This is a genomic window from Mesorhizobium sp. USDA 3734, assembly GCF_056279665.1.
In genome coordinates this window covers 2,156,320-2,169,215 of the sequence record NZ_JBWCCW010000001.1, presented here as the reverse complement: position 1 = coordinate 2,169,215, position 12,896 = coordinate 2,156,320, and the positions used below count along the sequence as shown (strand labels likewise).

15 protein-coding genes are annotated in these 12,896 nt (G+C 63.2%); 9 read left to right on the top strand and 6 right to left on the bottom strand.

Annotated elements, in window-relative coordinates; all coding sequences use genetic code 11:
• Window positions 1–112: 112 nt before the first annotated feature.
• Window positions 113–1,291: a lytic murein transglycosylase gene (locus tag ACZ89F_RS10350; RefSeq protein WP_476091605.1), complete on the top strand. Its 1,179-nt coding sequence runs from the start codon at window positions 113–115 to the stop codon at window positions 1,289–1,291.
• Window positions 1,292–1,393: 102 nt separating this feature from the next.
• On the opposite strand, the gene ACZ89F_RS10345 is transcribed toward ACZ89F_RS10350, so the two are convergent.
• Complete coding sequence (locus ACZ89F_RS10345; protein ID WP_476091604.1) at window positions 1,394–2,614, bottom strand: alanine racemase; 1,221 nt, start codon at window positions 2,612–2,614, stop codon at window positions 1,394–1,396.
• Between the two features lie 202 nt (window positions 2,615–2,816).
• On the opposite strand from ACZ89F_RS10345, the gene ACZ89F_RS10340 reads away from it, so the two are divergent.
• The gene (locus ACZ89F_RS10340) at window positions 2,817–3,734 is read left to right on the top strand and encodes a DMT family transporter (protein WP_476091603.1); all 918 of its coding nucleotides are present in this window, start codon (window positions 2,817–2,819) and stop codon (window positions 3,732–3,734) included.
• A 601-nt stretch (window positions 3,735–4,335) separates the two neighbouring features.
• Here the strand turns inward: ACZ89F_RS10340 and metF are convergent.
• Complete coding sequence (gene metF, locus ACZ89F_RS10335; protein WP_183450893.1) at window positions 4,336–5,253, bottom strand: methylenetetrahydrofolate reductase [NAD(P)H]; 918 nt, start codon at window positions 5,251–5,253, stop codon at window positions 4,336–4,338.
• The gene (locus ACZ89F_RS10330; protein WP_476091602.1) at window positions 5,253–6,260 is read right to left on the bottom strand and encodes an ArsR/SmtB family transcription factor; all 1,008 of its coding nucleotides are present in this window, start codon (window positions 6,258–6,260) and stop codon (window positions 5,253–5,255) included. The genes metF and ACZ89F_RS10330 overlap by 1 nt, the downstream gene beginning before the upstream one ends.
• Before the next feature lie 185 nt (window positions 6,261–6,445).
• Here ACZ89F_RS10330 and tsaA point away from each other — a divergent pair, with 185 nt between their 5' ends.
• Both tsaA and ACZ89F_RS10320 read left to right on the top strand, forming a co-directional pair.
• Window positions 6,446–6,985, top strand: coding sequence for a tRNA (N6-threonylcarbamoyladenosine(37)-N6)-methyltransferase TrmO (gene tsaA / locus ACZ89F_RS10325; RefSeq protein WP_476091601.1), 540 nt, complete (start codon window positions 6,446–6,448; stop codon window positions 6,983–6,985).
• Window positions 6,982–7,296, top strand: a complete 315-nt coding sequence (locus tag ACZ89F_RS10320; protein WP_476091600.1) for a DUF2293 domain-containing protein — start codon at window positions 6,982–6,984, stop codon at window positions 7,294–7,296. Before tsaA ends, ACZ89F_RS10320 begins: the two co-directional genes overlap by 4 nt.
• On the opposite strand, the gene ACZ89F_RS10315 is transcribed toward ACZ89F_RS10320, so the two are convergent.
• The gene (locus ACZ89F_RS10315) at window positions 7,244–7,771 is read right to left on the bottom strand and encodes a hypothetical protein (protein WP_476091599.1); all 528 of its coding nucleotides are present in this window, start codon (window positions 7,769–7,771) and stop codon (window positions 7,244–7,246) included. The genes ACZ89F_RS10320 and ACZ89F_RS10315 overlap by 53 nt on opposite strands.
• Before the next feature lie 187 nt (window positions 7,772–7,958).
• Here ACZ89F_RS10315 and ACZ89F_RS10310 point away from each other — a divergent pair, with 187 nt between their 5' ends.
• On the top strand, window positions 7,959–8,921 hold the full coding sequence (locus ACZ89F_RS10310; RefSeq protein ID WP_476091598.1) for a D-amino acid aminotransferase: 963 nt from the start codon (window positions 7,959–7,961) through the stop codon (window positions 8,919–8,921).
• Window positions 8,922–9,053: 132 nt separating this feature from the next.
• On the top strand, window positions 9,054–9,893 hold the full coding sequence (locus tag ACZ89F_RS10305; protein WP_476091597.1) for an SDR family oxidoreductase: 840 nt from the start codon (window positions 9,054–9,056) through the stop codon (window positions 9,891–9,893).
• 72 nt (window positions 9,894–9,965) lie between these two features.
• On the opposite strand, the gene ACZ89F_RS10300 is transcribed toward ACZ89F_RS10305, so the two are convergent.
• Both ACZ89F_RS10300 and ACZ89F_RS10295 read right to left on the bottom strand, forming a co-directional pair.
• A complete protein-coding gene (locus tag ACZ89F_RS10300; RefSeq protein ID WP_476091596.1) occupies window positions 9,966–10,583 on the bottom strand; it encodes an MOSC domain-containing protein in 618 nt (205 codons plus the stop codon).
• 4 nt (window positions 10,584–10,587) lie between these two features.
• Window positions 10,588–11,229, bottom strand: a complete 642-nt coding sequence (locus ACZ89F_RS10295) for a TetR/AcrR family transcriptional regulator (RefSeq protein WP_476091595.1) — start codon at window positions 11,227–11,229, stop codon at window positions 10,588–10,590.
• Window positions 11,230–11,354: 125 nt separating this feature from the next.
• Here ACZ89F_RS10295 and ACZ89F_RS10290 point away from each other — a divergent pair, with 125 nt between their 5' ends.
• The 3 genes from ACZ89F_RS10290 (at window position 11,355) to ACZ89F_RS10280 (ending at window position 12,888) form a co-directional block, all read left to right on the top strand.
• Window positions 11,355–11,777 (top strand): tautomerase family protein, encoded by a 423-nt coding sequence (locus ACZ89F_RS10290; protein ID WP_476091594.1) that lies wholly within the window; start codon window positions 11,355–11,357, stop codon window positions 11,775–11,777.
• A 31-nt stretch (window positions 11,778–11,808) separates the two neighbouring features.
• The gene (locus ACZ89F_RS10285; RefSeq protein WP_476091593.1) at window positions 11,809–12,207 is read left to right on the top strand and encodes a VOC family protein; all 399 of its coding nucleotides are present in this window, start codon (window positions 11,809–11,811) and stop codon (window positions 12,205–12,207) included.
• A gap of 114 nt (window positions 12,208–12,321) precedes the next feature.
• A complete protein-coding gene (locus ACZ89F_RS10280; RefSeq protein WP_476091592.1) occupies window positions 12,322–12,888 on the top strand; it encodes a methyltransferase family protein in 567 nt (188 codons plus the stop codon).
• Window positions 12,889–12,896: the final 8 nt, after the last annotated feature.

Sequence of the window (12,896 nt, the reverse complement as noted above, 5' to 3'; positions counted from 1 at the left end):
GCCGCCTGCTTTCGACACAGCCAGCGGCAAAGAGTGCAACCGCAGGCAATTCAGGGCGTTGGGCTTCCCAGGGGAGCAAGACAAATGCCCCATTCGTTTCGAAAGGAAGCTGATGCGACTGCGTTCTCAAGCCCTCGCGGCGCTGTTCCTGTGCGCCACGGCCTTGCCGGCGATGGCGCAGGAATGCGGCGGCGACTTCGAAACCTGGAAGCAAAGCGTGGCGGTGGAAGCCAAGGCTGCCGGTGTAGGCCCCGCTGGCCTCGAGGCGCTGGAGGCCGCGACCATCGACGACAAGGTTCTGGCGCGCGACCGCGCCCAGGGCGTCTTCACCCAGACCTTCATCGAATTCTCCAACCGCATGATCTCGGCCTACCGGCTGAAGCAAGGTGCGGCAAACCTAAAGAAATACGCCGACGTCTTCGCCCGCGCCGACCAGCAGTTCGGCGTCCAGGCGCCGATCATCGCCGCCTTCTGGGCGCTGGAGACCGATTTCGGCGCCGTCCAGGGCGATTTCCACACGCTGAGCGCGCTGGTGACGCTGTCGCATGATTGCCGCCGCCCGCAACTGTTCCGGCCTCAGTTGATACCGCTTCTGCAATTGATCGATCGCGGCGTGGTGCCGGCCGACGTCAGGGGTGCCTGGGCCGGCGAGATCGGCCAGACGCAGATCCTGCCTTCCGACTACCTGGCGCGCGGCGTCGACGGTGACGGCGACGGCAAGGTCGACCTGCGCGGCAGCGTGCCGGACGTGATCATGACCACCGCCAACAAGGTGCTGTCGCGCGGCTGGAAACGCGACGAGCCCTGGATCCAGGAAGTCCGCGTGCCCGAAGACATGCCGTGGGACCAGACCGGGCGCACCAACAAGCTGCCGCTGTCGCAATGGGCGCAATGGGGCGTCACCAACCCCGACGGCACGCCGCTGATCGACAACGGCCTCAAGGCCGGCCTTGCGCTGCCCATGGGCCGCAAGGGGCCCGCCTTCCTCGCCTATGACAATTTCGACGTCTATCTCGAGTGGAACCAGTCCTTCACCTATGCGCTGACCGCGGCCAACCTCGCCGCCCGGCTGGCGGGGGCAAAACAGTTCGACCCGCGCAATCCCGAGACCGGCCTCAACAACGAACAGATGAAGGCGCTGCAGACCAAGCTGGAAGCCAGGGGCTACGATGTCGGCACCGTCGATGGCATCCTCGGCACCAACACCCGCGAGGCTATCCGCAAGGAACAGATGCGGCTAGGTTTGGCGGTGGACGGCTGGCCGACACCGGAGCTGTTGGGGAAATTGTAGGGCAGTAGGCAGTAGGCAGTAGGCAGTAGGCAGTAGGCAGTAGAAAATTACTCCGAACGCAGTGCCGGCCACCCCTATTCCCTATTCCCTATTCCCTATTCCCTAATCCGCCATCGTCTCCAGACTCGCAAACCCTTGCGGCGCGTCGCCTTCATCGAAGGGCGTCGTCACCTCGACGAAGGTGTCGGGATAGAAGCCGTTGAAGCGGGTTCTCAGCGACAGCGAATAAGCGCCGATATGGCCGATTTCGATCCAGTCGCCGGTATCGACGGTTTCCGGCAGCCAGAATGGCCGCGACAGGATATCGACGGAATCGCAGGTCGCGCCGCAAACCTTGAACGGCACGATGTTCTTCTCCTCGCCATTGCGCGAGCGGATCGCCGGATCGGGAATGAAACGCGCCGGCAGCGTGATCTTGCCGGTCCATGAATCCGACAGCGACGCCCAGATGCCGTCATTGATGTAGAGCCGTTTGCCCTTGCGCAGCAGCACCCGCACGATCAGCGACAGGCAGCGCGCCACGATCACCCTGCCCGGCTCGGCCACCAGTGGCATCTGGTCGAAGTGATACTCTTTCAGATCGCCCGACAGCCGCGACATGATCTGGCCGAGCGATGGCATCTCGATCTGCTTGCGGTTAGGATCGTGGCCGTATTCGGCGGGAAAACCGCCGCCGACATCGAGCCCGGCAATATCGAAGGTCAGCCGGTTGCGCACCCAGTCGGCCGAGGCCAGCGCCCGTTCATAGGTGTCGGGATCCTCGATCTGGCTGCCGACATGAAAACAGAGACCAACCTTATAGCCGGTACGATTCAGCCGCTCGGCGAGTTCGACGGCATAGGCCGGCCCGGCGCCGAATTTCTTCGACAGTTCATAGGCGGCCGATCCTTTCGTCTGGATGCGCACGAACACACTGATCGAGCCCGGATCGATGTCGAGCGCCCGCACCACTCGCGTCAGCTTGGTGATCTCGTCCTCATGGTCGAGCGAAATGACGCGGATACCGTACTTCTCCAGCGCCAGCTTGATGTCCGACTGCGCCTTGACCGGGTGCATGTAGAGCATTTCGGCATCGGGAGAGACCGCACGCACGGCGGCGAACTCGCCCGGCGAAGCGACGTCGAAAGCGTTGACGCCGGCCTCGACCAGGGCCTTCAGCACGATCTGCTCGCCATTGGTCTTGACCGCATAGGCGGTCTTGCCGGGGAACATGCCCATGAACTGCCTGGCATCCGCCATCAGCACCTGCGGGCGGAAGCAATAGATCGGATCGTCCGGGCGAAGCGCCAGTGCCGCTTCGCGGGCATTCTCGAATCGCTGCATGGACGAATCCTCACCTCGGCTGCGCACAATTAATCCAAGCTAGCGGCTAATGAAAACAATTCTGTGTCTCGCAGCGCTGACGCAGCGGCGCTAGGTCCTTGGCCGACCGTTGCCAGCAATCATGTTTCGGGTGGCCCTTGTCTGTGAACCCGATATGGCTTCTGCCTCACTGGCATACAGTCCGTCTGGGAGGGCGACTCACATGGCAATAGCCGCGACATCAGCACCACGCGGGCCGATGGTGCTCAAGGACTGGGCCCAACTCCTGCTGCTCGGTGCGATCTGGGGCGGCTCGTTCTTCTTTGCCCGCATCGCGGTGGCGGAACTTCATCCGCTGGTGCTGGTGCTGTTTCGCGTCGCCATCGCCGCGATCGCGCTGCAGATCTATCTCGGCCTGCGTGGCCCGTCCTTCCGCCTCGCCCTTCCCCATGCCGGCCTGTTCTTCCTGCTGGCGCTCACCAACAACGTCGTCCCTTTCTCGCTGATCTTCGCCGGCCAGACAGAGCTTGGCGCCGGCGTCGCCTCGGTGCTCAACGCAACGACGCCGTTCTGGACGCTGATTCTCGCCAACGCGCTGACATCGGACGAAAAGCTCTCCTGGAACAAGCTCGCCGGCATTGCGCTCGGCATCGCCGGCACGGCTGTCATGGTCGGCCCTGGCCTGCTTGCCGGACTCGGCGGCCCGGTCTGGGCAAAATTCGCGCTGATCGGCGCTTCGCTGTCCTACGGCGTCGCGCTGATGGTCGCCCGCCGCTTCAAGGGCGTGCCCTCGCCGGTCATCGCCACTGGACAGTTGACGGCTTCGACCATCATCATGATCCCGATCGTGCTCTTCACTTACGGTCCATCCGGCCTGTTCTCGGCCTCGCCGCCGGTCTGGGCGGCGGTGCTGGCGCTGGCGCTTTTGTCCACCGCCTTCGCCTACATCCTCTATTTCAACCTCGTCGCCTCGGCCGGCGCCACCAACGCCTCGCTGGTCACGCTTGTCGTGCCGGCCAGCGCCATGCTGCTCGGCTTCCTGTTCCTTGGCGAGCGGCTGGAGCTGTTCGAGATTGGCGGCGTGCTGCTGATCGGACTCGGCCTTATCACCATCGACGGGCGACTGCTTGGTCGACGTTAGAGTGCTGCGCGTCCACCTGGATGTGCAAAGGACGCTTTACCCACTTAATTGAACCCTCGCATCTGCGAAAGTCGAAGGCGACTTTCGCAGGTAGCGCTACCACGACACGGTAGCGACACACCGCCGCCATAATTTATTCACAGGTCTGAAGCCGGTTTTTGCCTAGGAGTTTCAACGCGTAACGGCAAAAGCGGAGTCGCAAATCCCACAATCACGTCGCAATGCAGCACATTTTCCGCTTGCCTGTGGCACAAATGAACCTAGACTCTCAGGCATAGCTCTTTAGAGGAGGCTATGTCATGGGACTTACGAGGCCTATCAACGCATTGATGATCTGTGCTGCGTTCGCTTTCATCGGAGCCCTTATTATGGGCTTTCTTCCCTGACCCGCCAAGACGGGGAAGACCAGCACCACATAGTCCAAATCATTGAAAAGGCCGGGTTTTTACCCGGCCTTTTTGCATTTCGGACGCTCTTTTGGAGCCAGGGTGTGTCGAGATTCAGGTCAGGCCGAGTCGAAAATGGTGGATTCCGAGAACCTGAACGGAGCGTACTTTTGGATACGTGAGCAGGCCGGTCTCACCTGAATATCGGAGCGCCCCTAAGCCGCGGCAGAACCCGCCGTCTCCGCGTCGTGCGACCGGATGCCGATCATGTGGCAGATGGCGAAGACCAGGTCGGCCCGGTTCATGGTGTAGAAGTGGAAATCGCCGACGCCGCGCTCGACCAGGTCCATGACCTGTTCGGCCGCCACCGCCGAGGCCACCAGCGCATGCGTCTGCGGGTCCCGGTCAAGGCCCTCGAACCGTTCCGCCAGCCAGCCCGGCACATGCGCGCCCGCCCTCGCGGAAAAGTTCGCGACCTGCCTGAAGCTATGAACCGGCTGGATACCCGGCACGATGGGGATGTAGATGCCGGCGCGGCGGACGCGCTCGACATAGCGCTCGTAGAGATCGTTGTCGAAGAAGAACTGGGTGATCGCCCGCGTCGCGCCATTGTCGACCTTGCGTTTCAGCATCTCGATGTCAGTGGCGAAATCGGGGCTTTGCGGATGCTTTTCCGGGTAGGCCGCGACGGAGATGTCGAAATCCGCGATCGCCTTAAGCCCGGCGACGAGTTCCGCGCCATTCTCGTAGCCACCGGGATGCGGCCGATAGGGCTCGCCGACGCCGGAAGCCGGGTCGCCGCGCAGCGCCACGAACCGGTTGATGCCGATCGACTTGTAATCCTGGATGACCGCATCGACCTCGTCGCGCGTTGCCCCGACACAGGTCAGATGCGCCGCGGCGGGAATAGCGGTTTCCGTCAGGATGCGCTTTACAGTGCGTGCGGTGCGCTCCCGCGTCGAGCCGCCGGCGCCGTAGGTCACCGAGACGAATTTCGGCTTCAGCGGCTCCAGCCTTGTGACGGTCTCCCACAGCCTTGCTTCCATCTCGTCCGTCTTCGGCGGGAAGAATTCAAAGGAAACCCGGACCTTGTCACCAATGTCGGGGCGGCGGGAAAAGCGGAACTGGTTCATCAGGCGATTTCCCTTATCTGCCTTGTGTCGTTGGAAGGATCGGCGATCAGCAGGCGCCGATCGCGGCCAAGCCAGAGTTTCACGGTGAGCCTGGCCTCGTTGCCGCCGCGCGGCTCGAATTCCTGGCTGTCTTCGAGATCGAGGCCGGCTTCCGAAAACCAGTCGGAAATCTGCCGGTCGGAAAAGCCGAGCCGCATATGCGCGTGCTCCTCGCGCAGGAATTCCAGCGCATGCGGCGCGAAATCGACGATGACCAGCCGCCCTGCCGGACGCAAAAGCCGCGCCGCCTCGTGGATGGCGCGGGCGGGATCGTCGAGATAGTGCAGCACCTGATGGATGGTGACGAGATCGAAGGCATCGCGCTCGACCGGCGGCGCGAAGATGTCGCCCTGCCGCACCTGCGCATTCGAAACGCCGGCCTTGTCGAGATTGGCGCGCGCCACGGTCAGCATCTCGCGCGACATGTCGATGCCGACGCCGCGCCGATAGAGCGGCGAGAAGATCTCGAGCAGCCGCCCGGTGCCGGTGCCGAGATCGAGCATCGACTGGAACGGCCGCTTGCCGACCAGCTTCAACATCGCGGCTTCGACGGCGCGGTCCGGCACATGCAGCGAGCGGATGTGGTCCCAGCTTGCCGCATTCACGGAAAAATACTCGACCGCCCGGTCCTGCCGCTTGCGCTTGACCGAGGCCAGGCGCTCCAGATCGCGCTCGACCTGCGGATCGGCACCGCGAATGCCGGAAACCAGCCCCATGACGAAGTCACGCGCGGAATCCGCGTCCGACAGGCGGAAGAAGGCCCACGACCCTTCCTGGTAGCGGCCGATCAACCCGGCCTCCAGAAGCAGCTTCAGATGCCGCGAAACGCGCGGCTGCGACTGGCCGAGAATTTCGGTAAGATCGGAAACGGTGAGGTCGCCACGCGACAACAGTGCCAATATGCGCAGCCGGCTGGATTCGGCCGCCGCCTTCAATGTATCCACCATGGTGTCGAGCGAGACATGCATCAGCGTATTCTCTTTGAAAAGATATAAACATATGTTTATGTCGATTTTCAAAACCTTGCAAGCGCTATGTCGCTTCCGGACAAGAAAATGGCGCATGCGTCGACTCTCGATGCATATAGCCCAAAACTGGGCCGCGGTTTTCGGACAATGACATGCACAAAAAAATGATGCGGGATGAGAGCAGGATGACCGAAACGCGTGAGATGTTCGAGACGCGCGAAGGCGAGCAGAGGCTGGAGAACGATCCGGCACTTATGCCGCCGGATGGCGGGATCGTCTTCATCGGCCGCATCACCTCGCCATGGAAGACGAGCGAAACCTGCCCGAAGAACATGCGCACCGCGCGCGAGACCGGACAGCCCGCGGTGCTGATCATCGACGCACCCTACCGAAGTGGCCTGCAAGGGCTGGAGCGCGCCAGCCACGTCATCATCCTGTCCTGGCTGCATCACTCGCCGCGGGACCTGATTGTGCAGAAACCGCGCCATGCGGCTGAAGCGAAAGGCGTATTTTCGCTGCGCTCCCCTGCCCGACCGAACCCCATCGGGCTGCACATCGCCAGGCTCATTGCCGTCGACATCGGCACCGGCCGCGTCGATCTCGACGCCATCGACGTGCTGGACGGCACGCCGGTCATCGACCTGAAACCCTATTTCGCCTCGACCGACGCCATTGCCGAGGCGACCATCGAAGGGCGCGATGAGCCCGATCGGATCCGGCGATGACAGCGCCGACCGGCCGCCGCCGCGCCATCGCCAAGGCGCTGACCGCACTTCTGCCGCTGGCGCCCTATGCCGATATGGAGAAGATCCGAACCGACGCCGGCGCGGTTCACATGAAGACCTTGCCGCCAGGCATCGCCGTATGGCTGGCGACGATTGCCCACATCCGCCACATGCACACTGACTACGAAAAGCTTCTGGCCGAAGGTTACGACCGCGACTCGGCGCGTTTCTTCGTCATCGAGCAGACCAACATCGTGCTCACCCGCTGGCGCGCGACGCGCCTGCTCGACGCGGATGACGACGAGGAATGAACGCCGCTACCGCCGCTTCAGCACGGCGACCGCATTGTAGGGCTGGCCGTCGGCCTGGCCGACCCAGGTCCAGGACAGATTTCCAAAACCTGACGGTGATGTTGCCGCCATCGATGCACTTGTCCTGACCGTAGGTAATGCTCTCGTGGTATTCCGCCGATGTGTTGTCCCTGGACGTCTGCGACAGGGACCCGCCGCAGCCGAGCGACGGATAGTCGATCGACGCACCGCCATCGTTGATCGTCATGGCAATCGGCCAGTCGGCCCCGGCATCGCCGGCCGGGCTCTGGTGGCCGCTGCCGACCCAGGTGCCACTCAGCGACGGCAGATTCACCGCACAAGGCACGTTCTGGAAGATCGGTGTCAATTCGCTGCCGGTTTTCTCGCAGCGATAGATCTGTCCGCTCTGGCACAATTCCTCGCCTTCGCGCGCGCACTGGGCGCTGGCTTCGCCCGCGACGGCGAACATCATCATGGCTGCTATGACGGCCCCAAGCCTGCCCATCTTCCCCTCCCATTCAGAACTCGCAAATTGTAAGGCAATTCCGATCCGATGTATCGGAGAGATCGCCATGGAGGCCAAACAGCGCCGGGCGAGTGGCTCTATGCCTTCTGCCCAGCGCCGATAGCCTGCTGATCCGCCCTGGTTGGAGGAGGCACCGATGAGCCAGACGATAGCGACGCCCGATGCGAACTCACTGCCTGCACTCGGCGCTTTCCATATCGACCCGCACTCCTACCCCGAGGGGGTCGCTTTCCTCGACGGCCAATACCTGCCGATGTCGCAAGCCAAGGTCTCGGTGCTGGACTGGGGTTTTCTGCATTCCGATGCCACTTACGACACCGTGCATGTCTGGAATGGCCGCTTCTTCCGCCTCGATTTGCATCTCGACCGCTTCTTCGGCGGGCTGGAAAAGCTGCGCATGACCATTCCCTTCGATCGCGACGGTGTGGCCGAAATCCTGCACAATTGCGTGGCGCTGTCGGGTCATCGCGCCGCCTATGTCGAAATGCTGTGCACGCGCGGCGCCTCGCCGACCTTCAGCCGCGACCCGCGCCAGGCGGTCAACCGCTTCATGGCGTTTGCCGTGCCCTTCGGCTCGGTCGCCAATGCCGAGCAGTTGGAGCGCGGTCTGCGTGTCGCCATCAGCGACAAGGTGCGCATTCCGCCGGCCTCGATCGACCCGGCGATCAAGAACTACCACTGGCTCGATCTGGTGCGCGGCCTCTACGATGCCTATGACCACGGCGCCGAGACCGCGCTGCTCCTCGACTTCAACGGCAATATCGCCGAAGGCCCGGGCTTCAATGTCTTCTGCGTCGAGGATGGCAAACTGTCGACGCCTTCTATCGGCGTGCTGCCCGGCATCACCCGCCGCACTGTCTTTGATCTGTGCGCCGAAGAAGGTCTTGCCGCCACCGCCACCGATGTCAGCGTTGCCGCATTGCGCGGGGCAGACGAGGTTTTCATCACCTCGACCGCAGGCGGCATCATGCCGGTGACGGAGATCGACGGCGTGCGGATCGCGGACGGCAAGGTCGGGCCGATCACCAGCCGGCTGATGGCACGCTACTGGGAAAAGCACGACGATCCGGCCTGGTCGTCTCAGGTGAATTATCCCTGATTACCCGGCGCCTTCTTCAAAAGATTTCCCCTCGCCTCTGGAAAGTCACCGGGTTAAGCCGTATATGCCTGAAAGCGGAGAAGCCTCCGCTTTCACCTGAAATCGCGCCCGCAGGGGCAAGGACTCCACATCATGACAAACAAGGTTTGGTTCATCACCGGATCGTCGAAGGGCTTTGGCCGCGTCTGGGCCGAGGCGGCGCTCGCGCGTGGCGACCGCGTCGCGGCGACGGCCCGCGACGCCGGCACGCTCGCCGATCTCGTCGACAAATATGGCGATAACGTCGCCGCGATAAAGCTCGACGTCACCGACAAGAAAGCCGTCGATGCCGCTGTCGCCGAGGCGCACAAGCGCTTTGGCCGGCTCGACGTCGTCATCAACAATGCCGGCTACGGCCATTTCGGCGCCATCGAGGAGGTCAGCGAACAGGAAGCCCGCGACCAGGTCGAAACCAATGTCTTCGGCGCCCTGTGGGTGACCCAGGCCGCGCTGCCGATCATGCGGGCGCAGCGGTCCGGCCACATCATCCAGATCTCGTCGATCGGCGGCGTCAATGCCTTTGCCTCGCTCGGCCTCTACCACGCCTCGAAATGGGCGCTGGAGGCTTTCAGCCAGTCGCTCAGTATCGAGATCGCGGAATTCGGCATCCATGTGACGCTGGTCGAACCCGGTGGCTTCTCCACCGACTGGGCCGGCCCGTCTGCAAAGGTGTCCCAACCGATCGAGGCCTATGCGCCCGCCCGTGCCAAGATGGCCGAGCGCCGCGCCAATTCCGTCGCCGGCGATCCCGAAGCCACCGGTCCTGCGATGCTGGCCATAGTCGACGCCGCCGAGCCGCCGCTCCGGGTGTTCTTCGGCGACAGCGGCCTGCCCATGATACGCCAGGAATACGCCAACCGCCTCGCCACCTGGGACAAGTGGGACCACGTTTCCATCATGGCGCAAGGCGCCAAGAAGAACCGCAAGGCATAAGGCCAGCGCTTTTGCTACGCCGCCTTTTAAGGTGGCGTAGCCCCCTACCCTTGGCTGTATGAGAACCGGCGGCTATGCCGTGTAGATCCACTGCTCGGGTACCCGCGCCGATATCTCCTCTCCTACCTTAATCGTGCCGGGCTTCTCGACCCAGGCGACGACGCCACGTAGCCGCTTCGCCGCTTTCGGGAACAGCAGCGCGCCGGCTTCGACGTCGGCCATTCCGGCATTTTCGGCGATCGACCGGCCGGCGATGCGGCAAGGCCCGTTCTGCGCGTCGACCTTGACGGTCACGCCACCCTTGAAGAACAACAGCGTGCCGGCCGGCAGCATCGATAGATGCGGCACGCCTTCGATCACCAGATTGGCGCCGATCCACTCTGGCTTGATTTCGGTGAGGCTCATTCGTTCGGCGACGATGGCGAGTTCATCCGCCGCCACGATGGATATCTGCCGTTCATTGCGCATTTCGGTGCCCCGCGGATACCAGGGCTCGCGCCCGCCTGAGCGCCGTGTCGGTCCGGCATGGAAATCGCCCGATATGCCGTCGAAGCCCAGCCGCAATTCGTCCACCGGGCGCGTCTGAAAATGATCCGCTGGCGCCACGTAAAGCGCTGCCGCCTTGGCGGTGAGCTTTTGCGCGGGGATGATTTCAACCGGCTTTTCAGCCTCGGGGAAGAGATCCAGCATGGCTTCATTCCTTGGATGATGCCACTTGGTTTTGCCCTTCGGCTGGCAAGGCCGCAAGAGCGGTTTGGGCCAAAACGCGCAACTCTTCGACCGAAGCACCGTCCCGCGCCTGGATCGACATGCCGTTCATGACGCCGGCCAGGTATTTGGCGAATCCCTCGACCGACAAGTCCGCCGGCAGGTCGCCCACCGCCCTGCCCCTGGCCAGCCGATCCGCGATCGCCGCTTCACTCGCCTTGCGATAGGTTCTGAGTTCATCGGCAATGGCTTGCGCCTGTGGCGAGGCTGCCAGCGCGCCGCTGACGAACAGACAGCCACCAGGCTTGCCGGGCCTCGAATAGGCTTCTGCCGCACCGAGCAACAATCGCCGGATCGCCTCCCGCGTCGATACCGGCGCGCTCAGCGCTTCCAGCGCAAAGCCGATCTCGGTCTCGTGGTAGCGTGTCAGCGCCCTTCGGAACAAAGTCTCCTTGTCGGTGAAGGCGTTGTAGATCTGCGGCGGCGTCAGCCCCATCGCCTCGCGCAGCATGGCCAGCGACGTCGCCTCATAGCCATGCTCCCAGAACAGATGCATCGCCGCATCCAGCGCCCGGTCGGGGTCGAAAGCGCGCGGCCGGCCGCCGCGGGGCTTTTCCGAATTATCCATAGCGATCGATACGAAACCTATTGACTCGACTTCTCCGTGTAACGTACCAATCGATACGAAACATGGCAAGCCGGAAGACATGTCAGTCGGAAGGCCCATGGAGAACCAGCAAAATGGAGGGCCAAATGCCAATAACCGTGACCGCGCCGGAAGGCATACTGACCCCGGCAGGAGAGCGCGAGATCCTGCCGCGTCTCAGCACCGCCCTCATCGAAGCCTCCGGCGCCACCGGCAATTCGTTCTTCACCGCGATCGTCGGCGGCACGGTCCACATCTTGCCGCCTCACCACATCTATGCGGGCGGCGCCAATCGGCCTGTCGTCATGGTGGAATTGAAATTGCCCAACATCGGACTAGGCTCGGTCGAAGCCCGCAGGACCTTCATCACCGCAGCCGCCGGTATTGTCGCCGAACTCTGCGTGCCGGGGCACCGGCCTGAGAACACCTGGATCAACATCGTCAATGCGCCCGACGGCGGCTGGGGCATCGGTGACCGACAATATACGGGCGACATGCTCATCGCCGCCGCCAGCGCAGCCGCGCTCTGATCTGACCGTTGTGATGAACAGGAGTTACCTGATGCGGCTCTCCCCTTCGCTGTTCTTCACCACCAATTGCGAGCCGGCACTGGCCTTCTACGAGCGGTGCGGTCTCGGCCGGGCAACGATCCTGCTGCGCTGGGGAGACAACGACATGCCGGTGCGAACCGAAGCCATGCGCGGAAAGGTATTGCATGCCCGGTTTGAAGGCTCCGGCGTCCTGTTTCATGCCTCCGACAATGACGACGCCGAGCCGATGAAGGGCTCCGCCCTTTGCCTGGAGTTCGAAGACTTGGCCGCCATGCAGGAGCTCTTCGGTCGCATGAGCGCAGGCGGGCGGATCACCGTGCCTCTGGCGCGGCAAGGTTGGGGAGCCAGCTTCGGCATGCTGGTCGACGCCTTCGGCGTGCAATGGATGTTCAGTTGTTCCAGGGGATAGGCCCGCGGATCACGATCTTCTTACCAGGAATGAAGCCCGTCCGGCGTCGCGCCGCATTGCCGCCGCGCTGTGCCGGTTTCATGGTGATATCAGGACAGTTCGCGGAGGCTGATGATGCGACCCGTGACAGCAATCACGTTGCTTTGGTTGATCTGGGCAGGAACCTGGGCCGTAGCCGCTTTGTGGTCCGACCCTGCCCAGAAGCGCGCCGGATTGAGGGCGGAGGCCCGCTATCGGGGTCTCTGGCTGGCCGGCGCGGTGCTGCTGTTCATTCCGGCGCACGGCTATGAAGGCCGGCTCAGGCTGTGGATGCCTGATCTCCCCGAAGCCTGGATTTGTGTCGCCCTGATCGCCATCGGCATCGCCTTTGCCTGGTGGGCGCGCCTGCATCTTGGCAGGCTATGGTCGGGCACCATCACCGCCAAGGCCGGGCACCGGGTCATCAACACCGGCCCGTACGGCCTTGTCCGGCATCCGATCTACACCGGATTGCTGCTGGCGATCCTCGCCACCATGGCGGCCAAGGGCACCGTCTGGGGCATAGCCGGAACTGCCCTGCTCATCATCGGCATCGTGACTAAGGCAAGACTGGAAGAAAGCTTCCTGCGCGGCGAACTCGGCACGGCCTATGACGACTACGCCAGGCGCGTGCCGATGCTGGTGCCGTTCGCCCCAGCCTGACACGGTGG